This window comes from Pseudomonas siliginis, from assembly GCF_019145195.1.
In the GTDB taxonomy this organism is placed as follows: Bacteria; Pseudomonadota; Gammaproteobacteria; order Pseudomonadales; family Pseudomonadaceae; genus Aquipseudomonas; species Aquipseudomonas siliginis.
Genome location: NZ_JAHSTW010000007.1, coordinates 290,479 through 315,955 on the forward strand (window position 1 = coordinate 290,479; position 25,477 = coordinate 315,955).

General features: G+C 61.0%; 29 protein-coding genes. 17 read left to right on the forward strand and 12 right to left on the reverse strand.

What is annotated here, in order from left to right; genetic code table 11:
• The first annotated feature begins 9 nt into the window (after window positions 1-9).
• Window positions 10-216 carry a hypothetical protein gene (locus KVG87_RS16010; protein WP_016770662.1) on the forward strand — a complete coding sequence of 69 codons (207 nt, stop codon included), beginning with the start codon at window positions 10-12 and terminating at the stop codon, window positions 214-216.
• Between the two features lie 177 nt (window positions 217-393).
• Here KVG87_RS16010 and KVG87_RS16015 read toward each other — a convergent pair whose 3' ends face one another.
• Window positions 394-978, reverse strand: coding sequence for a YajG family lipoprotein (locus tag KVG87_RS16015; protein WP_039761315.1), 585 nt, complete (start codon window positions 976-978; stop codon window positions 394-396).
• Window positions 979-1,183: 205 nt separating this feature from the next.
• On the opposite strand from KVG87_RS16015, the gene KVG87_RS16020 reads away from it, so the two are divergent.
• Entirely contained in the window at window positions 1,184-1,417 is a 234-nt protein-coding gene (locus tag KVG87_RS16020; protein WP_039761314.1) for a hypothetical protein, read from the forward strand.
• A gap of 704 nt (window positions 1,418-2,121) precedes the next feature.
• Window positions 2,122-3,630 carry a malate dehydrogenase (quinone) gene (gene mqo / locus KVG87_RS16025; protein WP_024014277.1) on the forward strand — a complete coding sequence of 503 codons (1,509 nt, stop codon included), beginning with the start codon at window positions 2,122-2,124 and terminating at the stop codon, window positions 3,628-3,630.
• Window positions 3,631-3,875: 245 nt separating this feature from the next.
• Here the strand turns inward: mqo and KVG87_RS16030 are convergent, their stop codons facing one another.
• From KVG87_RS16030 to KVG87_RS16040, 3 genes are all read right to left on the reverse strand, one after another.
• The gene (locus KVG87_RS16030; RefSeq protein WP_217851497.1) at window positions 3,876-4,163 is read right to left on the reverse strand and encodes a PA4642 family protein; all 288 of its coding nucleotides are present in this window, start codon (window positions 4,161-4,163) and stop codon (window positions 3,876-3,878) included.
• Between the two features lie 63 nt (window positions 4,164-4,226).
• Complete coding sequence (locus tag KVG87_RS16035; RefSeq protein WP_016773232.1) at window positions 4,227-4,706, reverse strand: hypothetical protein; 480 nt, start codon at window positions 4,704-4,706, stop codon at window positions 4,227-4,229.
• A gap of 179 nt (window positions 4,707-4,885) precedes the next feature.
• Entirely contained in the window at window positions 4,886-5,443 is a 558-nt protein-coding gene (locus tag KVG87_RS16040) for a hypoxanthine-guanine phosphoribosyltransferase (RefSeq protein ID WP_016773231.1), read from the reverse strand.
• Between the two features lie 165 nt (window positions 5,444-5,608).
• Here KVG87_RS16040 and upp point away from each other — a divergent pair, with 165 nt between their 5' ends.
• On the forward strand, window positions 5,609-6,247 hold the full coding sequence (gene upp, locus KVG87_RS16045) for a uracil phosphoribosyltransferase (RefSeq protein ID WP_024014279.1): 639 nt from the start codon (window positions 5,609-5,611) through the stop codon (window positions 6,245-6,247).
• Between the two features lie 2 nt (window positions 6,248-6,249).
• On the forward strand, window positions 6,250-7,524 hold the full coding sequence (locus tag KVG87_RS16050; RefSeq protein ID WP_071173568.1) for a uracil-xanthine permease family protein: 1,275 nt from the start codon (window positions 6,250-6,252) through the stop codon (window positions 7,522-7,524).
• A gap of 104 nt (window positions 7,525-7,628) precedes the next feature.
• Here KVG87_RS16050 and hemH read toward each other — a convergent pair whose 3' ends face one another.
• Complete coding sequence (gene hemH, locus KVG87_RS16055) at window positions 7,629-8,654, reverse strand: ferrochelatase (RefSeq protein WP_122507857.1); 1,026 nt, start codon at window positions 8,652-8,654, stop codon at window positions 7,629-7,631.
• 13 nt (window positions 8,655-8,667) lie between these two features.
• Window positions 8,668-9,570, reverse strand: a complete 903-nt coding sequence (locus KVG87_RS16060; RefSeq protein WP_217851498.1) for a TIGR01777 family oxidoreductase — start codon at window positions 9,568-9,570, stop codon at window positions 8,668-8,670.
• 197 nt (window positions 9,571-9,767) lie between these two features.
• On the opposite strand from KVG87_RS16060, the gene KVG87_RS16065 reads away from it, so the two are divergent.
• The 12 genes from KVG87_RS16065 to KVG87_RS16120 all read left to right on the forward strand — a co-directional run bounded on the left by KVG87_RS16065 (window position 9,768) and on the right by KVG87_RS16120 (window position 19,890).
• A complete protein-coding gene (locus KVG87_RS16065; RefSeq protein WP_217851499.1) occupies window positions 9,768-10,754 on the forward strand; it encodes an NAD(P)/FAD-dependent oxidoreductase in 987 nt (328 codons plus the stop codon).
• Window positions 10,751-10,966 (forward strand): TIGR02450 family Trp-rich protein, encoded by a 216-nt coding sequence (locus tag KVG87_RS16070; protein WP_076564097.1) that lies wholly within the window; start codon window positions 10,751-10,753, stop codon window positions 10,964-10,966. Before KVG87_RS16065 ends, KVG87_RS16070 begins: the two co-directional genes overlap by 4 nt.
• A gap of 214 nt (window positions 10,967-11,180) precedes the next feature.
• Window positions 11,181-12,143: a YbgA family protein gene (locus tag KVG87_RS16075; RefSeq protein ID WP_041479992.1), complete on the forward strand. Its 963-nt coding sequence runs from the start codon at window positions 11,181-11,183 to the stop codon at window positions 12,141-12,143.
• Window positions 12,143-13,084 (forward strand): MerR family transcriptional regulator, encoded by a 942-nt coding sequence (locus KVG87_RS16080; protein WP_217851500.1) that lies wholly within the window; start codon window positions 12,143-12,145, stop codon window positions 13,082-13,084. Before KVG87_RS16075 ends, KVG87_RS16080 begins: the two co-directional genes overlap by 1 nt.
• A 16-nt stretch (window positions 13,085-13,100) precedes the next feature.
• On the forward strand, window positions 13,101-14,546 hold the full coding sequence (gene phrB / locus KVG87_RS16085) for a deoxyribodipyrimidine photo-lyase (protein ID WP_217851501.1): 1,446 nt from the start codon (window positions 13,101-13,103) through the stop codon (window positions 14,544-14,546).
• Window positions 14,539-14,961 carry a nuclear transport factor 2 family protein gene (locus KVG87_RS16090; RefSeq protein ID WP_217851502.1) on the forward strand — a complete coding sequence of 141 codons (423 nt, stop codon included), beginning with the start codon at window positions 14,539-14,541 and terminating at the stop codon, window positions 14,959-14,961. Before phrB ends, KVG87_RS16090 begins: the two co-directional genes overlap by 8 nt.
• On the forward strand, window positions 14,958-15,740 hold the full coding sequence (locus KVG87_RS16095) for an SDR family NAD(P)-dependent oxidoreductase (protein WP_041479996.1): 783 nt from the start codon (window positions 14,958-14,960) through the stop codon (window positions 15,738-15,740). Before KVG87_RS16090 ends, KVG87_RS16095 begins: the two co-directional genes overlap by 4 nt.
• Window positions 15,737-16,984 carry an NAD(P)/FAD-dependent oxidoreductase gene (locus tag KVG87_RS16100; RefSeq protein ID WP_217851504.1) on the forward strand — a complete coding sequence of 416 codons (1,248 nt, stop codon included), beginning with the start codon at window positions 15,737-15,739 and terminating at the stop codon, window positions 16,982-16,984. Before KVG87_RS16095 ends, KVG87_RS16100 begins: the two co-directional genes overlap by 4 nt.
• Window positions 16,981-17,796 carry a DUF1365 domain-containing protein gene (locus tag KVG87_RS16105; protein ID WP_056790285.1) on the forward strand — a complete coding sequence of 272 codons (816 nt, stop codon included), beginning with the start codon at window positions 16,981-16,983 and terminating at the stop codon, window positions 17,794-17,796. The genes KVG87_RS16100 and KVG87_RS16105 overlap by 4 nt, the downstream gene beginning before the upstream one ends.
• Complete coding sequence (locus tag KVG87_RS16110; RefSeq protein WP_150638780.1) at window positions 17,783-19,048, forward strand: SAM-dependent methyltransferase; 1,266 nt, start codon at window positions 17,783-17,785, stop codon at window positions 19,046-19,048. The genes KVG87_RS16105 and KVG87_RS16110 overlap by 14 nt, the downstream gene beginning before the upstream one ends.
• On the forward strand, window positions 19,041-19,532 hold the full coding sequence (locus KVG87_RS16115; protein ID WP_206421574.1) for a DUF2878 domain-containing protein: 492 nt from the start codon (window positions 19,041-19,043) through the stop codon (window positions 19,530-19,532). Before KVG87_RS16110 ends, KVG87_RS16115 begins: the two co-directional genes overlap by 8 nt.
• 52 nt (window positions 19,533-19,584) lie before the next feature.
• The gene (locus tag KVG87_RS16120; RefSeq protein ID WP_024014290.1) at window positions 19,585-19,890 is read left to right on the forward strand and encodes a YkgJ family cysteine cluster protein; all 306 of its coding nucleotides are present in this window, start codon (window positions 19,585-19,587) and stop codon (window positions 19,888-19,890) included.
• 135 nt (window positions 19,891-20,025) lie between these two features.
• Here the strand turns inward: KVG87_RS16120 and KVG87_RS16125 are convergent, their stop codons facing one another.
• From KVG87_RS16125 to hemA, 6 genes are all read right to left on the reverse strand, one after another.
• Window positions 20,026-20,544, reverse strand: a complete 519-nt coding sequence (locus tag KVG87_RS16125; RefSeq protein WP_076564104.1) for an acyloxyacyl hydrolase — start codon at window positions 20,542-20,544, stop codon at window positions 20,026-20,028.
• A gap of 111 nt (window positions 20,545-20,655) precedes the next feature.
• Window positions 20,656-21,447, reverse strand: a complete 792-nt coding sequence (gene murI / locus KVG87_RS16130) for a glutamate racemase (RefSeq protein ID WP_217851506.1) — start codon at window positions 21,445-21,447, stop codon at window positions 20,656-20,658.
• On the reverse strand, window positions 21,440-22,195 hold the full coding sequence (locus KVG87_RS16135) for a molybdopterin-synthase adenylyltransferase MoeB (RefSeq protein WP_217851508.1): 756 nt from the start codon (window positions 22,193-22,195) through the stop codon (window positions 21,440-21,442). The genes murI and KVG87_RS16135 overlap by 8 nt, the downstream gene beginning before the upstream one ends.
• Complete coding sequence (gene prmC / locus KVG87_RS16140; RefSeq protein ID WP_217851510.1) at window positions 22,189-23,019, reverse strand: peptide chain release factor N(5)-glutamine methyltransferase; 831 nt, start codon at window positions 23,017-23,019, stop codon at window positions 22,189-22,191. The genes KVG87_RS16135 and prmC overlap by 7 nt, the downstream gene beginning before the upstream one ends.
• Window positions 23,020-24,102, reverse strand: a complete 1,083-nt coding sequence (gene prfA / locus KVG87_RS16145) for a peptide chain release factor 1 (RefSeq protein ID WP_217851512.1) — start codon at window positions 24,100-24,102, stop codon at window positions 23,020-23,022.
• The gene (gene hemA / locus KVG87_RS16150) at window positions 24,099-25,385 is read right to left on the reverse strand and encodes a glutamyl-tRNA reductase (RefSeq protein WP_016773209.1); all 1,287 of its coding nucleotides are present in this window, start codon (window positions 25,383-25,385) and stop codon (window positions 24,099-24,101) included. The genes prfA and hemA overlap by 4 nt, the downstream gene beginning before the upstream one ends.
• Window positions 25,386-25,477: the final 92 nt, after the last annotated feature.

Genomic DNA, 25,477 nt, shown 5'->3' on the forward strand with positions numbered 1-25,477 from the left:
GAATGCGACATGCTGCACGCGGAAAACCAGGATCGCCTGTACCTCATCACTCCTTACGACGACCAGCAAAGCCTGGTCGGCAGCCTTGCATTCAACGTGCAGGATCGGCACTGGCTGGTGTATTGCGCGCTGGGCGGGCATCAGCATGCGGACTTGCCCGAGACCGATTTGCTGACTGGCGTGAGCGTGCTTGATTTCTATTCCCAGGCTGCCTGAAACACAGCAGATCCCCCCGGTGGGAGCGAGCCTGCTCGCGAATGCATTGGGTCAGTCAACATTGATTCGACTGAGCCAGCGCTTTCGCGAGCAGGTTTATGCGGTATTCAAAACATGCGGCCACAAAAAAGCCCGGAACCATCACTGGCCCCGGGCTTTTTCACATTCGCTGCAAACTTACTCAGCGAGCACCTGACCCACGGTCGGGTCCTTGAACAGACGCGTCAGTGCGTCACTCAATACATCGCTGACCAGTTTGGTATTGGTCTCCTGATTCGGCGCCATGCCGAAGCGCTGGTCCAGCGACGCACCGTAACGGCCGCTGTAACGGCGGTTGGCGTTCTGCACGTCGGAGCGGAAGGTCGCGCCGATGGTGGCTTCGGTCACGTACATGCCTTCTTTCGGCGACTGGTATTTCAGCTCGGCCAGGGTCACGGTCAGCTGCGGCGCGTTAGGTGCGCTGGTGGTCGGGGTGAAGCCGAGCAGACGCACGGCGGCCTCGGCCTGGGCCTGCAGCTTCGGCAGGATCTGCTCGCGCTGTACGGTGATGGCGCTGGTTTCCGGGTACAGACCGCCACGGGTGCCGAGGGTTGGCGACGGACGACCGTCGACCACACGCACGATGACAGGCTGGCCGCGACCGACCGCTGGCAGTTGCGTGGTCAGCTTCGGCTCCGGATTCAGTTGTTGCGGGCTGTGGGCGCAGCCGGCGAGGGTCAAACCGGCGACAGTGATCAAACCGAACAACAGGCGTTGCAACATGCTCTTCTCTCCAGAATCAGGCACAAACAGGCCGGCAGTATAGCGGTGGGCCACTGCGCGTAACCAGCGCCGCACAGTGAATACTGAAATGTCAGACAAACCCCGCCGAAAGCGGTTCCTGTCACACATTCTTCACCGTCCATACACCGCGACGTCACGGCCCACCGGCAAGCTTCACAGCAGTCCTCCTTCAAGGAACTCTGCCATGCGTTATCTGATCTCACTGTTCGCCCCGCGCCCGCTGCATCGCAGCTTTGCCCTGCTCGACCGCAACGGTCATTGCCAGGCCTTCAAGCAGTGCAGCCTGCAACCGATGGGCGACGGCTGGGTGGAAATCGAAGAAATCCGCCTGACCTGGCTGAACCAGCCGCTGCCCGCCAGCGCCCGGGTCGTACCGCGACAAATGCGCGCACGGGGTCAGGTGCAGTTGAGCATCTGACCGGATGCCTAATAAAAGTCATTAAACACGAGCAACTGCGCGCATTTCTTCGCTACAATCTCCCCCCGATTATAAGGACGTCTCCTGATCGGGCCCCGCAACAGCGTCAATGCGCATGCATCGACATCAAAATCGCCCACAGAGAGCCGCCCACACAGATCGAGTGAAGTTGGCGCGCTTGCCTGTTCTTCCGGCAAAAACCCGCTTTTCGCGAATCTGCAGAGCTGTCATTCGCTCGGCCACCGCGTTGTTTTGCCCTAGCGGGCAGGTGCCAGGCCTAGGCAGCCCTTTTTTGAGGTTCACGTCTTCAAAAGAGCGTGAAAAAAACGGGTTTTCACAACTTCACAAGAGTGTGGCGAGCAAATGAATAGTTTTGCGTCTGAACATGCACCATTAGCGTCTGAAACAGCCCAACGACACAGGACCGGGTATACCTCGAACATCGGAGCCTGAAGCCTGTCCGCTACGGATTTGGTTGCACGAAAACGGATGACTCGACCATAAGTCGAATTGCCAGCCCTGCGTGAAAATGCGTTCATGGAACGCTTGAAACCAGGCCGCACGCATCCGTCGAAGTTGCGAAAAATTGCGAAGATTCGGACATGGCCAACCTGACCACGGATAGCCCGGGCCCACTGACCTGCCCTGGAACGCCTGGCAGCCATGCCGACAATTTGGTGCTGCAGATTTGGGAGACGCGTTAAATGGCGCATAACGAAGCAGTCGACGTAGTTCTGGTAGGGGCCGGCATCATGAGTGCCACCCTGGCCGTACTGCTCAAAGAGCTCGACCCCGCGATCAAGCTGGAAGTCGTCGAGCTGATGGATTCCGGCGCCGCCGAGAGTTCCAATCCGTGGAACAACGCCGGTACCGGTCACGCCGGCCTGTGCGAGCTGAACTACACGCCGCAGGCTGCCGATGGCAGCGTCGACATCAAGAAAGCCGTACACATCAACACCCAGTTCGAGGTGTCGAAGCAGTTCTGGTCGTACCTGACCAAAAAAGGCACGTTCGGCTCGTGCAAATCCTTCATCAGCCCGGTTCCGCACCTGAGTTTCGTTCAGGGCGAGAGCGGTGTGTCGTTCCTCAAGGAGCGCTTCAACGTGTTGAGCAAGCACCACGCGTTTGCCGACATGGAGTACACCGAAGACAAGGGCAAGATGGCCGAGTGGATGCCGCTGATGATGCCGGGCCGCTCGCCCGACGAGGTCCTCGCCGCCACCCGCGTGATGAACGGCACCGACGTCAACTTCGGCGCCCTGACCAATCAGTTGCTCAAGCACCTGAGCAGCGCCCCGGACACTCAGGTCAAATACTGCAAGCGCGTGACCGGCCTCAAGCGTAACGGCGCCGGCTGGACCGTCAGCATCAAGGACGTCAACAACGGCAACACCCGCGAAGTCGACGCAAAGTTTGTCTTCCTCGGTGCCGGTGGCGCGGCCCTGCCGTTGCTGCAGGCTTCGGGCATCGAAGAAAGCAAAGGCTTCGGTGGCTTCCCGATCAGTGGCCAGTGGCTGCGCTGCGATAACCCGGAAGTGGTCAAGCACCACCAGGCCAAGGTCTACAGCCAGGCGGCCGTGGGTTCGCCACCGATGTCGGTGCCGCACCTCGACACTCGCGTCGTCGACGGCAAGAAATCCCTGCTGTTCGGGCCATACGCCGGTTTCACCACCAAGTTCCTCAAGCATGGCTCCTTCATGGACCTGCCGATGTCGGTGCGCGCCGGCAACATCGGGCCGATGCTGGCGGTGGCGAAAAACAACATGGACCTGACCAAGTACCTGGTCAGCGAAGTGATGCAATCGATGGAACAGCGCCTGGAATCGCTGCGGCGTTTCTACCCGCAGGCGAAAGCCGAAGACTGGCGCCTGGAAGTGGCCGGCCAACGGGTGCAGATCATCAAGAAGGATCCGAAAAAGGGCGGCATCCTGCAGTTCGGTACCGAACTGGTCGCGGCGAAGGACGGCTCCCTCGCTGCCCTGCTCGGCGCTTCGCCAGGCGCGTCGGTGACCGTTTCGATCATGCTCGAACTGATCGAGAAGTGCTTCCCGGCCAAGGCGTCAGGCGAGTGGGCAAGCAAACTCGCGGAAATCTTCCCGGCCCGTGAAAAGGTTCTGGAAACCGATGCTGCGCTGTATCGCAAGATCAACACGCAGAACAACATCGCTTTGGAACTGGTTGAAGAAAGCAGCGAGACGCCAAGCTTCGCTTGATCTTGCGGCATAAAAAACGCCCCGTACTCGTTGAGTGCGGGGCGTTTTTTTTATGGCCAGGCAAGAACCAATACTCCTGGCTTGCAAAGCTCTGTGGCGAGGGGATTTATCCCCGCTGGGCTGCGAAGCGGCCCCAAAACCTGCTGACAAAGCGTGTCAGGCAAACCGCATTTTCTGGTTCTGCGACTGCTGCGCAGCCGAACGGGGCGGTGCGACGTTTCGCTAAATCCCCTCGCCACAGGTAGTTAGGTGCGAGCCTTGTCGATCAACTCGATGTACTCGGCGGCATTACGCTGATCCTTGATGTGATCAACAAAGGTCTGGCCCTGCTCATCCTTGCCATCAACGTCATAACCCGCCGCAACGAAGAAGCCCAGAAAGCGCTCGAAATCATCGATGCGCAAACCGCGATAGGCCTTGATCAGTTTGTGCAGCGACGGCGAAGTGGCGTCGACCGGCTCAAAATCGAGGAACAGCTTGATCTGCTCATCGCCGATCTCGTCACCAATCACTTGTTTCTTATCTTTACGCATTGCCGACTCCAGCTCGCAGACATGACACGGGGCGGGCAGTTTACCCCTGCCCGACCGCCCGGCTCAACGCGGACGAATCGCCCCGGTATGAAGATCGGCCCAGATATGGCCATTGGCATAACTGAGGAACTGCACATAAACAGTGTCATTGCGCAGCAGATCCATCACCACGCGGTACTGAGCGAGCGGATAGAACAGCGTCAGGGTTTTGCTTTTGTCGTCGTAGGCCGGTTTTTTCAGGCTTTTGCTTTCGCCGTCGAAACTCACCAACACCTGAGAAATGCTCGCGCCCTTGTTCAGCGATTTGCCTTTGAGGCGGATCAACAAGGATGAGGTGACCGGAATCGGCTGCTGATTGGACTGGCGCTGCGCACCGACCACCACCGAATACTCGCTGACCTGCAGCAGTTGCTGCTGCTCGGGTTCAGCGTCGCGCAGGGTCAGATCGTCCGGCGGCAGGAACTGGCTGTGCATCGGCGCGGCGGACAGCGGCAGGCTGAGGGACAGCAACAGGGCGGCGAGACTGCAGATCAAGAGGCGCATGACAGGCTCCGGGGGCGGGGCCGAGCACTCTAGCATGGCTGTCGCGCAAGGATCAGCACACACAAAAACAACTGTGGGAGCGAGCCTGCTCGCGAAAGCGGTGTGTCAGTTTTCAATGATGCTGACTGACACGACGCCTTCGCGAGCAGGCTCGCTCCCACAGGGGGCAATGCAGGTTCTTACATGCCTTTAACGGCGTAAATCCCGTTGGCGTTGCGCCAGTAGCCTTTGTAGTCCATGCCATAACCGAAGATGTAGCGGTCGATGCACGGCAGGCCGACGAAATCGGCTTTCAGGTCAGGACGTGCCTTGCGGTCGTGGTCCTTGTCGATCAGCACGGCGGTGTGCACTTTGCGTGCGCCGGCGTGTTTGCAGAAGTCGATGATCGCGCCCAGGGTATGACCTTCGTCGAGGATGTCGTCGATGATCAGCACGTCGCGGTCGATGAACGAGACTTCCGGCTTGGCTTTCCAGAACAGGTCGCCGCCGCTGGTTTCGTTGCGATAACGGGTCGCGTGCAGGTAGGACGCTTCCAGCGGGAATTGCAGGTGCGTCAGCAGTTTGCCGGAGAAGATCAGGCCGCCGTTCATCACGCAGAACACCACCGGATTGCTGTCAGCCAGTTGCTCGTTGATTTGTGCACCGACGCGGGCGATGGCCGCCTCGACTTCAGATTCGGTGTACAGGCAGTCAGCCTCTCGCATGATTTGACGGATATGCTCGAGATCAGCGGACATGGCGCTCTCCAGGGGGTTGGCGGAATTGGAAAAGCGGGCAAAGGTACGCATCCCGCGAGGTCGAATCAAGCTCTTATGGACTAACGTACAGAATGTCCTATAGGACATCACCCTCGGATAGATTAATCTAGGCCGGTTTTTTTGCCCGCCGCCGGAGCCTTTCCCATGCCCATCCTCGAGATCCGCCATCCGCTGATCCGTCATAAACTCGGCCTGATGCGCCGCGCTGACATCAGCACCAAGAATTTCCGCGAGCTCGCTCAGGAAGTCGGCGCCCTGTTGACCTATGAAGCTACAAAAGATCTGCCGCTCGAATCCTACGACATTGCCGGCTGGTGCGGCACCGTGTCGGTGGAGAAGATCGCCGGCAAAAAGATCACCGTCGTGCCGATCCTGCGTGCCGGTATCGGCATGCTCGAAGGCGTGCTCAGCCTGATCCCGGGCGCCAAGGTCTCCGCTGTGGGCGTTGCCCGCAATGAAGAAACCCTGCAAGCGCACACCTATCTGGAAAAACTGGTACCGGAAATCGACGAGCGCCTGGCGATGATCATCGACCCGATGCTCGCCACCGGCAGCTCCATGGTTGCCACCATCGACCTGCTGAAAAAGGCCGGTTGCCGCGACATCCGCGCCATGGTCCTGGTGGCCGCGCCGGAAGGCATTGCTGCCGTCGAGCAGGCGCACCCGGACGTGACCATCTACACCGCGTCCATCGATGAACGCTTGAACGAGCACGGCTACATCATTCCTGGGCTTGGCGACGCCGGTGACAAGATCTTCGGCACCAAGCAGAAGGACGCGTGACCATGCAGCAAGAGTTCAACGATCCGCTCTGGCGCACGGTGCTGTCCGGCGCGCAGATGCTGTTCGTGGCCTTCGGCGCCTTGGTGCTGATGCCGCTGATCACCGGCCTCGACCCCAACGTGGCACTGTTCACCGCAGGTCTGGGGACGATCCTGTTCCAGATCGTCACCGGGCGTCAGGTGCCGGTGTTCCTCGCGTCGAGCTTCGCCTTCATCACGCCGATCATCCTCGCCAAGGGCCAGTTCGGCCTCGCCGCGACCATGGGGGGGGTGATGGCAGCCGGTTTCGTCTACACCTTCCTCGGCCTGGCTGTGAAGATCAAAGGCACCGGCTTCATTGACCGTTTGCTGCCGCCGGTAGTGATCGGTCCGGTGATCATCTCCATCGGCCTGGCCATGGCGCCGATTGCCGCGAACATGGCGATGGGCAAGGCCGGCGACGGCAGCGAGCTGATCCACTATCAGACGGCGATGATGATTTCCATGCCGGCGCTGCTGACCACGCTGATCGTGGCGGTGTTCGGCAAAGGCATCTTCCGTCTGGTGCCGATCATTTCCGGCGTGCTGGTGGGCTTTGCCATGTCGTTCTATTTCGGCGTGGTCGACACAGCGAAAATTGCTGCAGCGCCATGGTTCGCCCTGCCGCACTTCACCGCGCCCGAGTTCAACTGGCAGGCGATTCTGTTCATCGTTCCAGTGGCGCTGGCCCCGGCGATCGAACACATCGGCGGCGTGATTGCCGTCGGTAGCGTGACCGGTCGCGATTACCTGAAAAAGCCGGGCCTGCATCGCACCCTGCTCGGTGACGGCATCGCCACCACTGCTGCCGGCCTGTTCGGCGGCCCGCCCAACACCACTTACGCCGAAGTGACCGGCGCGGTGATGCTGACCAAGAACTACAACCCGAAAATCATGACCTGGGCGGCGATCTTCGCCATCACCCTGGCGTTCATCGGCAAGTTCGGCGCGCTACTGCAGAGCATTCCGGTACCGGTAATGGGCGGGATTCTGTGCCTGTTGTTCGGTTCGATCGCGGCAGTGGGCATGAACACCCTGATCCGCCACAAGATCGACCTGGGCGAAGCGCGCAACCTGGTGATTGTTTCGGTGACGCTGGTGTTCGGTATCGGCGGCGTGCTGGTCGGCACCGGCACTGGTCCGGATGACTTCGGCCTCAAAGGCATCGCGCTGTGCGCGGTGGTGGCGATTGCGCTGAACCTGATCCTGCCGGGCAATGATGGCTGGAAGCAGAAGAAGGCGGATGAGCCGCTGATCTAAGGCTTTCAGATCTTCATCGCCTGACAGATAGCATTCGCGAGCAGGCTCGCTCCCACAGGTTGGAATGTATTTCCCCTGTGGGAGCGAGCCTGCTCGCGAAGCTTTTAAAGGGCCAGCGGCGCTCGTTCGCAGAGCGTGGCCAACGCCTTGGCCCATTGCGGGTCGTCGTTCAGGCACGGCACCAGCACCAACTCTTCGCCCCCCGCTTCGCGGAACTGTTCCTTGCCGCGATCGCCGATCTCTTCCAGCGTCTCGATGCAATCGGCGACGAACGCCGGGCACATCACCAGAATCTTTTTCACTCCGCTTTTGGCCAGTTCATCCAGCCGCGCTTCGGTGTACGGCTCGATCCATTTCGCCCGGCCCAGGCGCGACTGAAACGACACCGACCATTTGCCGTCCGCCAGGCCCATACTTTTGGCGAAGGCGGCGGCGGTACGGAAACACTGCGCGCGATAACAGGTCGCCAATACCGCCGGCGAGGCAGTCTGGCAGCAATCGGCGCCCTTGAGGCAGTGATTGCCCGTCGGGTCGAGTTTGCTCAGATGCCGCTCCGGCAAGCCGTGAAAGCTCAGCAGCAGATGATCGTAATCCTGCTGCAGATGCGGACGCGCGCTGGCGGCCAGTGCTTCGATGTATTCCGGCTGATCATAGAACGGCTGCAGGATCGACAACTGCACATCGAGCTTCTTCTCGCGCAGCACGCGCCGGGCTTCTTCAATCACGGTGGTCGTGGTGCTGTCGGCGAACTGCGGGTACAGCGGCGCCAGCGTGATCTTCTTATGTCCCGCTTTGACCAGACGCAGCAGACAGGTCTCGATCGACGGCTCGCCATAGCGCATTGCCAGATCCACCGGGCCGTGTTTCCAAGTCCGGGTCATCTGCTCCTGCAAGCGGCGGCTGAGCACCACCAGCGGCGAACCCTCCTCCCACCAGATCGAGGCATAGGCGTGTGCCGATTGCTCGGGACGCTTGATCAGGATCAGCGATACCAGCAGCCGCCGCAGCGGCCATGGCAGGTCGATCACGTAGGGGTCCATCAGAAATTGATTGAGGTAGCTGCGCACATCGGCCACCGAGGTGGAGGCCGGAGAGCCCAGGTTGACCAGAAGCAAAGCGTGATCGGTCATGCAACGTCCTATTTCAGAGGCGGCTGGAGAGGTCATCCAGAGCCGCGCGTAAATCCGTAAAGCGGAAGCTGAACCCCGCTTCCACCAGGCGTGCCGGCGTCGCACGCTGGCCGCCGAGCAATAACAGTGACAGCTCGCCGAGCATGACCTTTAGCGCCAGGGTCGGCATCGGCATGAACGCCGGGCGGTGCAACACACTGCCCAGGGTCTTGGCAAATTCGCGGTTGCGCACAGGTTTCGGCGCGCAGGCATTATAAGGACCGCTGGCCTGATTCCGGTGCAGAAGAAAATCAATCAGGGCGATTTGATCGTCGATGTGAATCCACGGCATCCACTGTCGACCATTGCCCAAAGGCCCGCCCAGCCCGAGCTTGAACGGCAGCAACAGCCGCGACAAAAAGCCGCCCTCAGCCGACAGCACCAGACCGGTTCGCACCAGCACCACGCGGATGCCGAGGTTCTCGGCACGCAGCGCGGTTTCTTCCCAGGCGATGCACAACTGACTGGCGAAGTCGTCGATGCCGGGCGGTGATTCTTCAGTCAACTCGCGTTCGCCACCGTCGCCGTACCAGCCGATCGCCGAGCCGGAAATCAGCAGCGACGGTTTCTGCACACGAGTTTCCAGCCACGCCAGCAGCGTTTCCGTCAGCGTGATGCGGCTGCTCCACAGCAACGCCTTGCGACGATGGGTCCAGGGGCGATCGGCAATCGGTGCACCAGCAAGATTGACGATCGCATCCAGCGGCTCTTCGCCGAGGTCCTCCAGACGGGCAATCCCGCGCACTTGCGCGCCGCAGATCTGCGCGACTTTTTCCGCGCGGCGACTCCACACCGTCAGCCGATGGCCCTGCTCCAGCCAGTGCCGGCAGAGCTGACGTCCGATCAAACCAGTACCGCCGGTCAGCAATATGTGCATGACATCTTCCTCGCGTGGCGTTTAACCCGGATCACTAGTCTATTTTTATAGGCAGGGATCTTTTCGATCGGGCAGGCTCTATGGTTTAACAATAGGCCAAGCTGTCAGAACGAGAACGCTAGAAGTTATACCAAAAAACAGAATTGTACAGGTTTGATCGACGGCGTAGTCTGTACAGAAAGGTAAACGAGGCCCCTATGACTGTACCTATCGCAATCATCGGCACCGGCATCGCCGGGCTCTCCGCCGCCCAGGCTCTGACAGAGACCGGGCATACCGTTCAACTGTTCGATAAAAGCCGCGGCAGCGGCGGGCGCATGTCGAGCAAGCGCAGCGACGCCGGCTCGCTGGACTTGGGCGCTCAATATTTCACCGCGCGTGACCGGCGCTTCGTCACCGAAGTGCAGCGCTGGCAGAGCCGGGGCTGGGCCGCCGAGTGGGCGCCGCAGCTGTACACCTTCCAGGGCGGCCAACTGAACATGTCGCCGGACGAGCAGACCCGCTGGGTCGGCACGCCGCGCATGAGCGCCATCACCCGTGGCCTGCTAGATGGCCTGGACGTGCAGTTTGCCTGCCGCATCACCGAGGTCTATCGCGGTGAAGAACACTGGCATCTGCAGGACGCCGATGGCTGCACCCACGGCCCCTTCAGCCATGTGGTGATCGCCACACCGGCACCGCAAGCCACCGCGTTGCTCGCCGCCGCGCCGAAACTTGCCGGCGTCGCTGCCGGGGTGAAGATGGAGCCGACCTGGGCCGTCGCTCTCGCCTTCGAAGCCCCGCTGGATACGCCAATCGAAGGCTGCTTCGTACAGGACAGCCCGCTCGACTGGCTGGCGCGCAACCGCAGCAAACCCGGGCGCGACAGCACTCTCGACACGTGGGTGCTGCATGCAACCAGCGCCTGGAGCCGGCAACACATCGACCTCTCCAAGGAAGCAGTAATCGAACATCTGCACGGTGCGTTCGCCGAACTGCTGCACAGCGCCATGCCTGCGCCGACCTTCAGCCTCGCTCACCGCTGGCTCTACGCCCGCCCCGCCACTGGCCATGAATGGACCACACTTGCCGATGTTGATCTGGGCTTGTACGCCTGTGGCGACTGGTGCCTGTCGGGCCGCGTTGAAGGCGCTTGGCTGAGCGGTCAGGAGGCTGCACGTCGCTTGCACGAACACCTGCAATGAATCGCATCAATCCGCGTAAATTGCTGCTGTCGAAGTGGACAGCAGCCCACCCGCAAAATCGCGAAAAACATTTTCTGGTCACCGAACTGATCCGCGACGAGGAAGGCACGGTGCTGGAAGTTGAATTGCAGGCGGTGCTGACCCAGCGTAGCGAGCGACTGGATTGGCAGGTGCTGAAAGACAGCGAGCACTGGTTACTCGGCTGGAAATAGATTTCCCTTGTGGGAGCGAGCCTGCTCGCGATAGCGCTGTATCAGATGCGAATTCCTTTACTGACCCACCGCTTTCGCGAGCCGGCTCGCTCCCACAGATTCAGCTCCGTACAAAAATCTTATACAAATCATTTGACTTGTACATCCATCGATCTATGCTGAGGAAAAGTTGTACAGCGATAACTCTCTGTACAGGTATAGATACGAGGTGCCCATGTCTACTGCTTCCCTGTCCAAGCCGAAGATCGCCATCAGCGCCTGCCTGTTGGGCGAAGAAGTGCGCTACAACGGTGGGCACAAGGAATCGCGGCTGTGCAGCCGTACCCTCACCGAATATTTCGACTTCGTCCCGCTGTGCCCGGAAGTCGCCATCGGCATGGGCATTCCCCGTGAGCCGATCCGGCTGGTCGGCGACCCTGAACAACCCGAGGCCGTCGGCACCGTCGACCGCACCATCAACGTCACCAGGCCGCTGGCCGAGTACGGCGAGAAAATGGCCGCCGAGTTGCAGGACCTGTCCGGCTACATCTTCATGCAGCAGTCGCCCTCCTGCGGGCTGGAACGGGTCAAGGTCTATCACGACAACGGCGCGCCAGTGAACGGTGGCGGACGCGGGATCTATGCGCAGGCATTCTGTGCACAGCATCCGGATCTGCCGGTGGAAGAAGCCGGGCGCCTCAACGATCCGGTGCTGCGGGAAAACTTCATCACCCGCGTCCTGGCCTACAGCGCCTGGCAGCAAGTGCTCGCCGAGGGCCTGAGCCGCCGCGCCCTTACCGAGTTCCATTCGCGCTACAAGTACCTGCTGATGGCGCACAACCCGCTGCAATACAAAAACCTCGGCAAGATGCTCGGCAACATGGCCGACAGCGATCCCGCCGAACTCGGCCCGCGCTATTTCAGCGAGCTGATGGCCGCGCTGAAGAAATGCGCCACTCGCGGCACCCACTGCAACGTGCTGCTGCACCTCAGCGGTTATTTGAAACAATCGCTGAGCGCCGAAGACAAACAGGAAATGCAGCAGATCATCGGCCAGTACCGCCAGGGCATCGTGCCGCTGGTGGTGCCGTTGACGCTGCTCAAACACCATTTTCGACTCCATCCGGACCCGTACATCGCGCAGCAGGTTTACCTGCAGCCGCATCCGGAAAACCTCAGTCTGCGAAACGCGATCTAATGAACGATAAAACCGACAGCAGCGCCCGGGAAGACCTCGGCGCCGACTTCAAGAAAGCCCTCGACGAGGGCTGGTTGCCGATTCGCGAAGTCGCGCGGCAGACCGGCGTCAACGCCATCACCCTGCGCGCGTGGGAACGTCGCTACGGGCTGGTGGTGCCACAGCGCACGCCCAAGGGCCATCGGCTGTATAGCGCTGAACATGTGCAGCGAATCATGGCCATCCTTACCTGGCTCAACCGTGGCGTTGCGGTCAGTCAGGTCAAGCCTCTGCTCGACGCGCCGCAGGCCTTCACGGAAACCGTGGAAAACGATTGGCAGCGTCTGCATCAGACGTTGCTGTCGGCGGTCACCGCGCTCAATGAGCGGGCGCTGGATGACAGCGTCAATCAGGCCATCGCCTTGTATCCGCCACGGACGTTGTGTGAGCAATTGCTGATGCCGCTGCTGGCCGAGCTCGAACAGCGCTGGCAGGGCCAGTTCGGCACACAGATGGAACGGACGTTTTTCTTTTCCTGGTTGCGCAGCAAATTCGGTGCACGCATCTACCATAACAACCGCCAGCTGCATTCGGCGCCGCTGTTGTTGATCAATCATTCCGACCTGCCGCTGGAGCCGCATCTGTGGCTGTGCGCATGGCTGATCAGCAGTGCCGATTGCCCGGTGCAAGTGTTCGACTGGCCACTGCCCGCCGGTGAACTGGCGCTGACCGTCGAGCATCTGCAAGCCCGTGGCGTGCTGCTGTATTCGAGCAAAGCCATGCAACTGGCGCAGTTGCCAAAGCTGTTGGCGAACGTCAATTGCCCGACCGTGATTGCCGGCCCCGCGGTGCACATCCACCACGACGAGTTGTCCGCACGCAGCGCCCAGACTGCCGGTCTGTTCCTGGCTGAAGATCCGCTTGCCGCACACCAGGCGCTGCTCGAGCGCGGATTGATTTGATGATGGGTTTAATCACATGCAACTGATCTGGCTGCGCAGCGACTTGCGCCAACATGACAACACTGCCCTCGCGGCCGCCGCAGCGCGCGGCCCGACCGTGGCGGTGTATCTGTTGAGTCCGCAGCAATGGCTGGAGCACGACGATGCGCCGTGCAAAGTGGATTTCTGGCTGCGCAATTTGCGCGAACTGAGCCAGAGCCTCGGCGCGCTGAACATCCCGTTGTTGATTCGCAGCGCACCGCACTGGGATCAGGCACCGGCAGAACTGCTCAAGCTGTGCCGGCAATTGAAGATCGAGGCGGTGCACGTCAACGAGGAATACGGCGTTCACGAAAGCCGCCGCGATGAAGCCGTGGCCGAAACGTTGCGAGCCGAGGGCATCGAATTCCACAGCTATCTGGATCAATTGCTGTTCAAACCCGGCACGATCCTGACCAAGACCGGCACCTATTTCCAGGTGTTCAGTCAGTTCCGCAAGGTCTGCTACGAACGCCTGCACCGCTCGATGCCGGCATTGATCAAAGCACCGGGCAAACAGGCCGCGCTGGATATCGAAAGTGACGCAATTCCCGAGGCGGTCAAAGGCTTCGCCACGCCAAGCGAATCCCTGCGCGCCTTGTGGCCGGCCGGCGAGCAAGAAGCGCGGCGCCGCCTCGACACCTTCACCGACGCGCAGATCGACTACTACCGCAGCGAACGCGACTTCCCGGCCAAACCCGGCACCAGCCAATTGTCGGCGTACCTCGCCGCCGGGGTGATCTCGCCACGCCAGTGCCTGCACGCTGCACTGCAAAGCAATCAGGGCGAGTTCGAAAGCGGCAAGGTCGGCGCGGTGACCTGGATCAACGAGCTGCTGTGGCGCGAGTTCTATAAACACATTCTGGTCGGCTATCCACGCGTCTCCCGGCATCGCGCCTTCCGCCCGGAAACCGAGGCGCTGGCCTGGCGCGATGCGCCGGAAGAACTCAAGGCCTGGCAGGAGGCACGCACCGGGCTGCCGATCATCGACGCGGCGATGCGCCAATTGCTCGAAACCGGCTGGATGCACAATCGCCTGCGCATGGTCGTGGCGATGTTCCTGACCAAAAACCTGCTGATCGACTGGCGCGAGGGCGAACGCTTTTTCATGCGCCACCTGATCGACGGCGACCTGGCGGCCAACAACGGTGGCTGGCAGTGGAGCTCATCGACCGGCACCGACTCGGCGCCCTACTTCCGTATTTTCAACCCGCTGAGCCAGTCGGAAAAATTCGATGCCGAAGGCGTGTTCATCAAGCACTGGTTGCCGGAACTGGCCGGGCTCAACAAGAAGGAAGTGCACAATCCGGCGGCAGCCGGAGGGCTGTTCGGCGTGGCCGGTTATCCGGCGCCGATCGTCAATCTCAGCACTTCACGCGAGCGTGCGCTGACGGCGTTCAAGAACCTGCCGTCGCGCCAGCCTGTGGGCGGCAGCGATGAGTGAATTCCTGCGCAGCTTCGCCCGCGAGTTTTGCGGGTTGAACAGAGACAACCTGTATCGCCTCGGCGAGCTGTACAGCGACGACATTCATTTCACCGATCCGCTGCACGAAGTTCAGGGCCTGGCGCAACTGCAGGATTACTTCAGCGAGCTGTACGCCAACGTCAGCGATCTGCGTTTCGATTTTCATGGTTTCGACCAGATCCGCGAAGGTGAGGGTTACCTGCGCTGGGTCATGAGTTATCGCCATCCGCGTCTGGCCAACGGGCGGGAAATCAGAGTAGGTGGCTGTTCGCACCTGCTCTGGCGCGACAAGGTTTATCGCCATCGGGATTATTTCGATGCCGGGGCGCTGCTGTATGAACACTTGCCAATATTGGGCCGGGTGATTGCCTGGCTGAAAAGGAGAATGGGATGAGTCGTACACCTCCACGGCGGTATTGGTTGACCGGCGCCAGCAGTGGCATCGGTGCAGCCTTGTGTGAGGACATTCTGAAAAGCGGCGCACACCTGGCGGTCAGCTCGCGCTCGGCCGCGCCGCTCAAGGTTTTGTCCCAGCGCTACCCGGGCCAGGTGCTGGTGGTGCCCGGCGATCTGACCAACAGTCAGACCGTGCGCGAAATCGGTGAGCAGATCACCGAGGCCTGGGGTTCGCTGGACAGCGTGATTCTCAACGCCGGCACCTGTGAATATGTCGACGCGCGCCAGTTCGACTCGTCGATCATCGAGCACGTAGTGCGCACCAATCTGCTCGCCAGCAGCTATTGCATCGAAGCCGCCCTGCCGCTGTTGCGCAAAGGCACCGCGCCGCACCTGGTCGGCATGGCCAGCTCGGTAACTTACCTGCCGCTGCCACGGGCCGAAGCCTACGGCGCATCGAAGGCCGGGCTGCGTTACCTGTTCGAGTCGCTGCGCATCGATCTGGCGGATGAAGGCATTGAAGTCACCATCATCAGCCCGGGTTTTGTCGAAACGCCGCTGACCGAAAGGAACGATTTCCCGATGCCGCTGAGCTGGCCTGCGGATAAAGCGGCGCGGCACATCTTCGCCAAACTCAAGGACCGTCCGCTGGAAATTGCCTTTCCGGGACTGTTCATGGCCGCGCTGTGGCCGCTGTCGAAACTGCCCGCCCGCGCGCAATTGGCGATCGGCAAACGCATGGTGCGCAAGAACCCACCGCAGCGGGACCCGATATGAAAATCGCCGTAATTGGCAGCGGTATCGCCGGGCTCACCTGCGCCTACCTGCTGAACCGCCGCCACGACATCACCGTGTTCGAAGCGAGTGACTGGGTCGGCGGCCATACCCACACCGTACCGGTCAGCGTGGCCGGGCAATCGTTCGCCATCGATACCGGTTTCATCGTGTTCAACGACTGGACCTACCCGAACTTCATTCGCTTGCTCAACCAGCTCGGCGTGGCGTTCAAGCCGACCGAAATGAGCTTTTCCGTAACCGACCCGGACACTGGCGTGGAGTACAACGGCAACAACCTCAACAGCCTGTTCGCCCAGCGCAGCAATCTGTTGTCGCCGGGGTTCTGGGGCATGCTGCGCGACATTCTGCGCTTCAACAAAGAAGCCCAGCGCGACCTGATCGAACTGCGCATCGCCGCCGATACCACGCTCGATGATTACCTCAAGGCCGGCGGCTACGGCGAGCGCTTCATCCTGCACTACATCGTGCCGATGGGCGCGGCGATCTGGTCGATGCCAATGGCGGAAATGCTCAATTTCCCGCTGCAATTCTTCCTGCGTTTTTTCAAGAATCATGGCCTGTTGTCGGTCAGTGATCGGCCGCAGTGGCAGGTCATCGAAGGCGGTTCCAGTGCGTATATCGCGCCGCTGACCGCTTCGTTCAGCGACAGGATTCGCCTGAACTGCCCGGTCAGCCGCGTCGAGCGCAACCAGCACGGCGTAGTTATCCACAGCCCGGCCGGCCTCGAACATTTCGACAAAGTGGTGTTCGCCTGTCACAGCGATCAGGCGCTGAACCTGCTGGCCAACCCGAGCGACGCCGAGCGCTCGATTCTCGGCGCCCTGCTCTACGCAGACAACGATGTCGTGCTGCACACCGACACGCGCCTGCTGCCGACGCGCAAACTGGCCTGGGCCAGCTGGAATTATCGCCTTGGCGGCGCCGGCCATACGCGCGCGGCGGTCACCTACAACATGAACATCCTGCAGGGCATCGAAAGCGACACTACGTTCTGCGTCAGCCTCAACCAGACCGCCGGCATCAGCCCGGACAAGGTACTGGCCCGCTACACCTACGCTCACCCGCAATACACCTTGGCCGCCGCAGCCGCGCAAAACCGATGGGGCGAACTCGATGGCGAGCAGCACACACATTATTGCGGCGCCTACTGGGCCAACGGCTTTCATGAAGACGGCGTGGTCAGCGGTTTGCGCGTGGCCGCTGCGTTCGGTGAAACCCTGTGAACAGCGCACTGTATAGCGGCGTGATTGGCCACCGACGTTTTGCGCCGCGCCGCCACGAATTCCGCTACCGCATTGGCCTGCTCTATCTCGACCTGAGCGAACAAGACGCCGTGCTGGCCTTGTCGCCACTGGCGGGGCGCAGCCGCTTTGCGCCGTTCTCGTTTCGCGAAACCGATTACCTGAAAGCCTTCACCGGCAAGGGCATGCGCCTGATTGACGCGGTGCGCCAGCAGGTCGGTGCAGCCATCGGTCATGAGCCGCAAGGCGCGGTGTGCCTGCTGACTCAGCCGCGCAGTTGGGGGCTGTCGTTCAATCCAGTGAGTTTCTTCTATTGCCATGAAGCCGACGGGCAACTGGCGGCGATCGTTTGTGAAGTGACCAACACGCCGTGGCGCGAGCGTTTTCATTACGTGTTGCCGGCGCAGACGCCGACCAGTCTGGTGGATTTCCACCAACATTTTGCTGTAGCCAAGGCGTTTCACGTCTCGCCGTTTCTGCCCCGTGACCTCGAATACCGCATGAGCTTCAGCCCGGCCGCGCAAAGCCTGGGTGTGCACATGGCCGATTGGCAGGGCAGCGAGAAACTGTTCGACGCCACACTGAATCTGCGCCGCGAACCGCTCGATCGTCGCAGCCTGCATCGCTATCTGCGGCGCTTCCCATGGATGACCGCAAAAACCGCTCTGGCGATTTATTGGCAAGCACTGCGACTGCTGCTCAAGCGCGCGCCGATCTTCCCTCACCAGGCTGCCGACGGCAGCTTTAAAACCGCCACTGTGCCTCCGAAGGAGCCGCACCATGAAATCCTCTAGCCTGCCGCTCGGTCGCTTCAGCACCAACGGTTTGACCGGCTCGCTGCTGCGCCGTGGCGTGTTGCGCCAATTGGCCCAGCTCAAACACGGACAATTGATGGTCGTCGAGGATGGCGAACAAATGCTTTTCGGCACCCCGGGCAGTGCTCTGCTTGGTGAAGTCCATGTGCTCGATCCGGCCCTGTGGGGCATGGTCGCCAGCAGCGGCTCGATCGGCGCCGGCGAAGCATTCATCCACGGCTATTGGAGTTCGCCGGACCTGACTGCTGTGGTGCGCGTATTCGTCAGCAATCTCGATGTACTCGATGCCATGGAGGGTGGCCTGGCGCGTCTGGGCCGGCCCTTCGTGCAAGGCCTGCACTGGCTCAACCGCAACACGCGCAAGGGTTCGCAGAAAAACATCGCCGCGCACTACGACCTCGGCAATGAACTGTTCGAACAGTTTCTCGACCCGACCATGATGTATTCCGCCGCCCAGTTCCTTTCGCCGAGCGACACCCTGGAACAGGCGCAACTGAACAAACTCGAGCGCATCTGCCAGAAACTCGCGCTCAAGCCCAGCGACCACCTGCTGGAAATCGGCACCGGCTGGGGCAGCATGGCGTTGTACGCGGCGCAGCATTACGGTTGCCGCGTGACCACCACGACGCTGTCGAAAGAGCAGTTCGCGTTCACTGCCAAACGCATCGAACAATTGGGCTTGCAGGACCGCGTCACCTTGCTGCTCAAGGATTACCGCGACCTGAGTGGCGAGTACGACAAACTGGTGTCGATCGAGATGATCGAAGCGGTCGGCCATCGGTTCCTGCCCACCTACTTCAAGCAATGCGCGCAGTTGCTCAAGAGCAACGGCCTGATGCTGCTCCAGGCGATCACCATTCGCGAGCAACGCTACGAACAGGCCAAGCGCAGCGTCGACTTCATCCAGCGCTACATCTTCCCCGGCGGCGCCCTGCCCTCGGTACACAAGATGCTCGATGTGGTCGGCCGCGAAACCGACATGAACCTGCTGCACATGGAAGATTTCGGCCTGCATTACGCCAAGACACTGCGCCTGTGGCACGAGAACTTTCGCCTCGCCCATGGTCGTCTGAACGAATTGGGCTATGACGATTATTTCCTGCGTTTGTGGGAGTTTTACCTGTGCTATTGCGAGGGCGGGTTCCTCGAACGCACCATCGGCACCGCGCAACTGCTGCTGGCCAAACCGGCGGCGATGACCGCGCCGCTGCTCGGGCGCTTCGATGCGTGAGCGAATCGCCAATGCCGTGCTGTTTCAGCTCGGCTGGCTGGCCTGCGTACTTGGCGGCAACAGTTTATGGCTGTTGCTGGCGGTGGCGGCTCTGGTGATTCATCTGCGCTGGATCAGCAGTTGGGCGGCAGAAGGTCGTTTGATTCTGTGCGTGGTGATTGTCGGCACGGCGGTGGACAGCGTCTTGCGTTACCTCGACGTGTTCCGCTTTGCAGACGCTTCACCGCTGATTCCGCTGTGGCTGATGCTGCTGTGGGCGCTGCTCGCCACCACGTTGCGCCACTGCCTGGCCTGGAGCGCGCGGCCATGGTGGCTGGCCAGCGCACTTGGCGCGGTGGGCGGCGCATTGTCGTACTACGCTGGCGGACGGCTGGCCGGCGTGCAATTTCCCTATGGCGATATCCCCACGCTGATCTTGATCGGGCTGCTCTGGGCCGTGCTGTTTCCATTGTTGCACTTGATGGCGCGGCGTCTGGCGCCGTGAGCGTCCGTCAGCGCTTTCACACCCACAGCGATCACTGCCTTACACTGCCACGATGAAAACCATCCCCCACACCCAAATTGCCGAACCGGCGGTCACCTGCTCGACCTGTGCGGCGTGCTGCTGCCAGCTCGAAGTGATGCTGATCACCGACACCGGCGTGCCTGATCGCTTTATCGATACCGATGAATGGGGCGGTGAAGTGATGCTGCGTCTGGACGACGGCTGGTGCGCGGCGCTGGATCGCGACAGCATGATGTGCACGATCTATGAACGACGCCCGCTGATTTGCCGCGAGTTTGAAATGGGCGCGCCGGAGTGCATCGAAGAGCGCCGGGGTATTGCGACAGCCTACCGCTGATTTGTTTGACGGCGCAGAAACAACTGTGGGAGCGAGCCTGCTCGCGAAGGCGATGTGTCAGCCACCATTTGAATTGACTGACACTCAGCTTTCGCAAGCAGGCTCGCTCCCACGTTGGTTCCGCGTAGCGGCGTGTTATAGCGGCATTGTGTAATGCAGCGCGTAGCTTTCTACACCATCGTTGTCGCTGGACAGGCCGGCGTTGGAATAGTGCGTGGCGCGGATGCCGACTTCGTGGCCGCCGTTGAAACGCAGGCCGACACCGATGCGGTCTTCAAACTGGAAGGAGCCGCCCAGGTTGTTGCTTTCGTATTCGGTGTTGGAGAACAACGCCACGCCGATACCCGCTTCCACGTATGGCTTGACCGACTGGCCGGCAAACTCGTAAACGAATACCGGTGAGAACGACAGGCTGTTGTTGCTGGAAGTCTTGTCACCTTCCCAGTACGTGTAGGCACCGCTCCAGTAGCCGGTCAGACGACCCACGTCGCTCTGCAGCCAGCTCTTGTCCCAGTCGAAATTCATCCCTAAGCGATACGTCATTGTCGAATCGCTGGTACCGCCGACGGCGAATTCAACGCCAGCGGCTTGTGCAGTAATGCTTTGCCCCATCAGTGCGGCCGCAATCGCGGCCAAGCAGAATAGTCGCTTCACTTTGAAACTTCCTTTTCCGGAACGATCGTTTGGTTTTTAGTTGCTGCTGTCGCTATAGAAATCCGCGCTTGGTCAGAAGTTCAGCGTTTTTTTAGTTATTTCACATTTTTTTTACAAGTCGAAGTTTTGCACATTCGACGCAGTTTGGCCCAGCAACGGTAGGATTTTTCTGAGGGATTGCGGATCGCCGCTGGTCCAGAACTTCACCGGCTGGCTCGGACGTTGCGCCAGCAGATCACGCTCGGCGAGCAAGCGCTGCAACTGCCGGGCCACGGCAGCTCCGGTATCGATCAGGCTGACATCGTCGGCGATCATCGACCTGAGTAACGGCTTGAGGAAGGGATAATGGGTGCAGCCAAGAATGATCGTATCGCAGTTTTGCGCCAGCAATGGAGCGACGTAACTTTGCAATAAAGTGCGTAATTCAGCGCTGTGCAGATCACCCGTTTCGATCAGTTCGACCAGTCCCGGACACGGCTGGGTGATGACTTTTATGTCAGCCGCGAAGCGATCGAGCAACGCGGCAAACTTCGCGCTCTGCAACGTGCCGGTCGTCGCCAGGACGCCAACCACGCCGCTTCGTGTGGCCGCTGCGGCCGGTTTGACCGCCGGTTCCATGCCGACAATCGGCCAGTCGGGAAAGTCGCGACGCAAGTCGGCAACGCCGGCCACAGTCGCGGTATTGCACGCCAGCACCAGAGCCTTGGCACCCTGCTCGCGAAAGAACCCGGCCATCACGCTGCAACGCTGGCGGATGAATTCCGGGGTTTTCTCGCCGTAAGGAATGTTCCCGCAATCGGCGACGTAAAGCAGCGATTCATTGGGCAGCAAGCGCTGGATTTCGCCGAGGACCGACAAGCCGCCGACCCCGGAATCGAACACGCCGATCGGCGCTTCACGCATGGCGGGCGCCACAGACGCTGCAGCCCGGATCGCGCTTGACCCGCAGCTCACGGAATCGCGAACCCAGGGCATCGATCAGCAACAACCGCCCCACCAACGGTTCGCCAAAGCCGACCAGCACCTTCAACGCTTCCAGCGCCTGCAAACTGCCAACCAGACCGACCAGTGGCCCGACCACGCCGGCCTCGCTGCACGTCAGTTCGGCTTCGCTGCCATGTCCGTAAAGGCAGTGGTAGCAAGGGCTGTCGGCACGTCGTGGATCGAACACCGACAACTGCCCTTCCAGACGAATCGCCGCGCCGCTGACTAATGGCTTGCGCGCGGCAACACAGGCGGCGTTGACCGCCTCACGGGTAGAGAAGTTGTCCGAGCAATCGAGCACCAGATCCACCGCCGCCACCGCTGCGGCGAGGGAATCGGCGTCCAGCGCCTGACGATGGGCGACCAGTTGAATCTCGGGATTGATCGCGCCCAGGCGCTTGAGCGCCGAGTCGACCTTGGACATGCCGACACTGTCGGTGTCGTGAATGATCTGCCGTTGCAGGTTGGTCAGATCGACCGTGTCGAAATCCGCCAGATGCAATTCGCCGACGCCCGCTGCTGCCAGATACAGCGCCACTGGCGCGCCGAGGCCGCCGAGGCCAACGATCAGCACGCGGCTGTCTTTGAGCTTCAGTTGCCCGTCGATGTCGATGTGTTGCAGCAGAATCTGCCGGCTGTAGCGCAGCAATTCCTGATCATTCAGCACGGCAGGCGCCCCAGACTGATGCGTTGATGGCCGCCCAGATCGGTGCGGCTGTGGACTTCTTCAAAGCCACGGGTAAGCAGCAGATCACGCACCGCTTCGGCCTGATCATAGCCGTGCTCGAGCATCAGCCAGCCGCCGGTTTCAAGATGATCCGGCGCCTGCGCAACAATCAGGCGCAGATCGTCGAGGCCATCTTCACCGGCGATCAGCGCACTGGCCGGTTCGAAGCGCACATCGCCCTCGACCAGATGCGGATCGGTGGCGGCAATGTACGGCGGGTTGCTGATAATCAGTTGAAAGCGCTGGCCTTCAAGGGCGCTGAACCAATGGCTGCTCAGCACCGTAGCGTTGTTCAGGTGCAGACGCTGGCGATTGCGTTCGGCCAGGGCCACGGCTTCAAGCACACGATCCACGGCGGTGACTTTCCACGCCGGGCGTTCGCTGGCCAAAGCCAAAGCAATCGCGCCACTGCCGGTGCCCAAGTCGAGGACCTTGGCCGGGGTTGCCGGCAGCAGCTCAAGGGCTGCCTCCACCAGCAATTCGGTGTCGGGACGCGGAATCAGCGTGTGCGGCGCGACTTCCAGATCGAGTTTCCAGAAGCCCTGCTGGCCGAGAATGTAAGCCACTGGCTCACCGCTACGCCGCCGTTGCAAATACTCGGCATAGGTCAGCGCAGCCTCGCTCGGCACGATGCGCTCGGGCCAGGTGTGCAGGAAGCTGCGCGACTTGCCCAGTGCGGCGGCGAGCAGCAATTCAGCGTCCAGACGCGCAGTCGGCGAGTCCGGCAACTCGGCAGCGCGCAAGAGGCTGGCGATGATGGTCATTTATTCACCTATCGCTGCGAGTTGGTCAGCCTGATACTCGGCCAGCAAGGGCTCGATCACGGCTTCGACGCCACCGGCGAGAATTTCATCCAGGGAATACAGGGTCAGGTTGACGCGATGGTCGGTGACCCGGCCCTGGGCGTAGTTGTAGGTGCGGATACGCTCGGAACGATCGCCGGAGCCGACCAGCAACTTGCGCTCACTGGCAATCGCGTTGGCTGCCGCTGCGTTTTGCTGATCGTTGAGCTTGGCCGACAGCCACGCCATCGCCCGCGCGCGGTTCTTGTGCTGGGAGCGCTCTTCCTGGCATTCGACGACGGTGCCGGTCGGGATGTGGGTGATGCGGATCGCCGAATCGGTGGTGTTGACGTGCTGACCACCGGCGCCGGAGGAACGGTAAGTGTCGACGCGCAGATCCGCCGGGTTGATCTCGATGGCTTCGCGCTCATCCGGCTCCGGCAACACCGCCACGGTGCAGGCCGACGTGTGGATCCGGCCTTGGGATTCGGTGGCGGGGACACGCTGGACGCGGTGTGCGCCGGACTCGAATTTCAGCTTGCCGTAAACGTTGTCGCCTTCGATGCGCGCGATGACTTCTTTATAGCCACCGTGTTCGCCTTCGTTTTCCGAGAGGATCTCTACGCGCCAGCCACGCCGCTCGGCATAACGCGAGTACATGCGAAACAGGTCGCCGGAGAAGATCGCCGCCTCGTCGCCACCGGTGCCGGCGCGGATTTCGAGGAACACGTTACGCCCGTCATTCGGATCTTTAGGCAGCAGCATGCGCTGCAGATCGGACTCCAGCGTGACCAGCAACTCCTTGGCTTCGCGAACTTCTTCCACGGCCATTTCGCGCATGTCCGGGTCGTTGTCCTTGAGCAGCGCCTGCGCGCCTTCAAGATCGCTTTGTACGCCGAGCAGCTTTTTATAGGAGGCCACTACCGGCTCGAGTTCGGCGTACTCCTTGGAATAGGCGCGGAATTTGGCCTGATCGGCAATGACTTCACCGTCGCCGAGCAGCGCGGTCAGTTCCTCGAAACGGTCCTGGAGAATGTCCAGCTTGTTGAGCAGTGACGCTTTCATTGCGGTTTTTTATCCGAAAAACTATCCGGTGAGCCCTCAAGGGCAAAGAGTTCCTGGGCCATGGCCAGCGCATCGAGGCGGCCTTCGGCAGACAGCTTTTTCAACTGCACGCTGGGCGCATGCAAGAGTTTGTTGGTCAGGCCACGGGCCAGTTGCCCGAGCACGTCTTCGGCGTTGCCACCGTTGGCCAGCAGACGCAGGGCCTTCTGCAATTCCTCGTCCCGCAGGCGTTCGCTCTGTTGACGATAGGCCTTGAGCACGTCGACCGCCGCCAGTTCGCGCAGGCGCACCATGAAATCGTCAGCGCCGACCGAGACCATTTCCTCCGCCGCTTGCGCAGCGCCCTGACGGCTCTTGAGGTTCTCGGCGACCACTTCGTGAAGATCGTCGACGCTGTACAGGTAAACGTCGTCGAGCTCGCCGACTTCCGGCTCGATATCGCGCGGTACCGCAATGTCGACCATGAAAATCGGCTTGTGCTTGCGCAGCTTCAGTGCACTTTCCACCGCACCCTTGCCGAGGATTGGCAACTGGCTGGCGGTCGAACTGATGACGATATCGCTGCGCACCAGCTCCGCCGGAATGTCCGAGAGCAGCACGGCGTGAGCGCCGAACTGCTCGGCCAACTGACTGGCGCGCTCCAGCGTGCGGTTGGCAACGACGATGCGCTTGACCCCCAGCTCATGCAAATGGCGCGCGACCAGCGTAATCGTCTCGCCGGCACCGATCAGCAGCGCCTGGCTGCGTTGCAGATCGCTGAAAATCTGTTTCGCCAGGCTCACTGCGGCAAACGCCACCGACACCGGGTTCTCGCCGATCGCGGTATCGGTACGCACTTGCTTGGCGGCATTGAACGTCGCCTGAAACAGCCGCCCCAGCAGCGGACCGATGGTGCCGGCCTCGCGGGCCACGGCGTAGGCCGATTTCATCTGGCCGAGAATCTGCGGTTCGCCCAGCACCAGCGAGTCAAGCCCGGAGGCGACGCGCATCATGTGACGAACAGCCGCATCGTCTTCATGCACATAGGCACTGGCGCGCAGCTCGTCCAGGCTCAGATGGTGATAATCGGCCAGCCAGCGCAGCACGACATCGGCCGAGAGCTGATCCTGTTCTATATAAAGCTCACTGCGATTGCAGGTGGAGAGGATCGCAGCTTCGCGGCTGTCGGTCAGTCGGCAGAGCTGCTGCAAGGCCTCCACCAGCTGCTCAGGGGTAAAGGCCACGCGCTCGCGGACGTCTACTGAAGCAGTCTTGTGGTTAATACCGAGTGCAAGGAAGGCCATTCAAGGTCGCTGGTGGTGACGTGAAGCCGGCAATTGTCCTACTTCGAAAGATTCAGAACAACTACCGCTGACTATTGTCCCAATCGTCAGCC

What these genes read in the sequence shown, in the direction of transcription:
- KVG87_RS16075 (WP_041479992.1), top strand. Translation starts at nt 11,181, where the DNA reads ATGTCTACTGCTTCCCTGTCCAAGCCGAAGATCGCCATCAGCGCCTGC.
- phrB (WP_217851501.1), top strand. Translation starts at nt 13,101, where the DNA reads ATGCAACTGATCTGGCTGCGCAGCGACTTGCGCCAACATGACAACACT.
- KVG87_RS16080 (WP_217851500.1), top strand. Translation starts at nt 12,143, where the DNA reads ATGAACGATAAAACCGACAGCAGCGCCCGGGAAGACCTCGGCGCCGAC.
- KVG87_RS16010 (WP_016770662.1), top strand. Translation starts at nt 10, where the DNA reads ATGCTGCACGCGGAAAACCAGGATCGCCTGTACCTCATCACTCCTTAC.
- mqo (WP_024014277.1), top strand. Translation starts at nt 2,122, where the DNA reads ATGGCGCATAACGAAGCAGTCGACGTAGTTCTGGTAGGGGCCGGCATC.
- KVG87_RS16040 (WP_016773231.1), bottom strand. Translation starts at nt 5,443, where the DNA reads ATGTCCGCTGATCTCGAGCATATCCGTCAAATCATGCGAGAGGCTGAC.
- KVG87_RS16060 (WP_217851498.1), bottom strand. Translation starts at nt 9,570, where the DNA reads ATGCACATATTGCTGACCGGCGGTACTGGTTTGATCGGACGTCAGCTC.
- KVG87_RS16015 (WP_039761315.1), bottom strand. Translation starts at nt 978, where the DNA reads ATGTTGCAACGCCTGTTGTTCGGTTTGATCACTGTCGCCGGTTTGACC.
- KVG87_RS16090 (WP_217851502.1), top strand. Translation starts at nt 14,539, where the DNA reads ATGAGTGAATTCCTGCGCAGCTTCGCCCGCGAGTTTTGCGGGTTGAAC.
- upp (WP_024014279.1), top strand. Translation starts at nt 5,609, where the DNA reads ATGCCCATCCTCGAGATCCGCCATCCGCTGATCCGTCATAAACTCGGC.
- KVG87_RS16120 (WP_024014290.1), top strand. Translation starts at nt 19,585, where the DNA reads ATGAAAACCATCCCCCACACCCAAATTGCCGAACCGGCGGTCACCTGC.
- KVG87_RS16050 (WP_071173568.1), top strand. Translation starts at nt 6,250, where the DNA reads ATGCAGCAAGAGTTCAACGATCCGCTCTGGCGCACGGTGCTGTCCGGC.
- prmC (WP_217851510.1), bottom strand. Translation starts at nt 23,019, where the DNA reads ATGACCATCATCGCCAGCCTCTTGCGCGCTGCCGAGTTGCCGGACTCG.
- KVG87_RS16035 (WP_016773232.1), bottom strand. Translation starts at nt 4,706, where the DNA reads ATGCGCCTCTTGATCTGCAGTCTCGCCGCCCTGTTGCTGTCCCTCAGC.
- hemA (WP_016773209.1), bottom strand. Translation starts at nt 25,385, where the DNA reads ATGGCCTTCCTTGCACTCGGTATTAACCACAAGACTGCTTCAGTAGAC.
- KVG87_RS16115 (WP_206421574.1), top strand. Translation starts at nt 19,041, where the DNA reads ATGCGTGAGCGAATCGCCAATGCCGTGCTGTTTCAGCTCGGCTGGCTG.
- hemH (WP_122507857.1), bottom strand. Translation starts at nt 8,654, where the DNA reads ATGACCGATCACGCTTTGCTTCTGGTCAACCTGGGCTCTCCGGCCTCC.
- prfA (WP_217851512.1), bottom strand. Translation starts at nt 24,102, where the DNA reads ATGAAAGCGTCACTGCTCAACAAGCTGGACATTCTCCAGGACCGTTTC.
- KVG87_RS16070 (WP_076564097.1), top strand. Translation starts at nt 10,751, where the DNA reads ATGAATCGCATCAATCCGCGTAAATTGCTGCTGTCGAAGTGGACAGCA.
- KVG87_RS16095 (WP_041479996.1), top strand. Translation starts at nt 14,958, where the DNA reads ATGAGTCGTACACCTCCACGGCGGTATTGGTTGACCGGCGCCAGCAGT.
- murI (WP_217851506.1), bottom strand. Translation starts at nt 21,447, where the DNA reads ATGCGTGAAGCGCCGATCGGCGTGTTCGATTCCGGGGTCGGCGGCTTG.
- KVG87_RS16065 (WP_217851499.1), top strand. Translation starts at nt 9,768, where the DNA reads ATGACTGTACCTATCGCAATCATCGGCACCGGCATCGCCGGGCTCTCC.
- KVG87_RS16020 (WP_039761314.1), top strand. Translation starts at nt 1,184, where the DNA reads ATGCGTTATCTGATCTCACTGTTCGCCCCGCGCCCGCTGCATCGCAGC.
- KVG87_RS16030 (WP_217851497.1), bottom strand. Translation starts at nt 4,163, where the DNA reads ATGCGTAAAGATAAGAAACAAGTGATTGGTGACGAGATCGGCGATGAG.
- KVG87_RS16100 (WP_217851504.1), top strand. Translation starts at nt 15,737, where the DNA reads ATGAAAATCGCCGTAATTGGCAGCGGTATCGCCGGGCTCACCTGCGCC.
- KVG87_RS16110 (WP_150638780.1), top strand. Translation starts at nt 17,783, where the DNA reads ATGAAATCCTCTAGCCTGCCGCTCGGTCGCTTCAGCACCAACGGTTTG.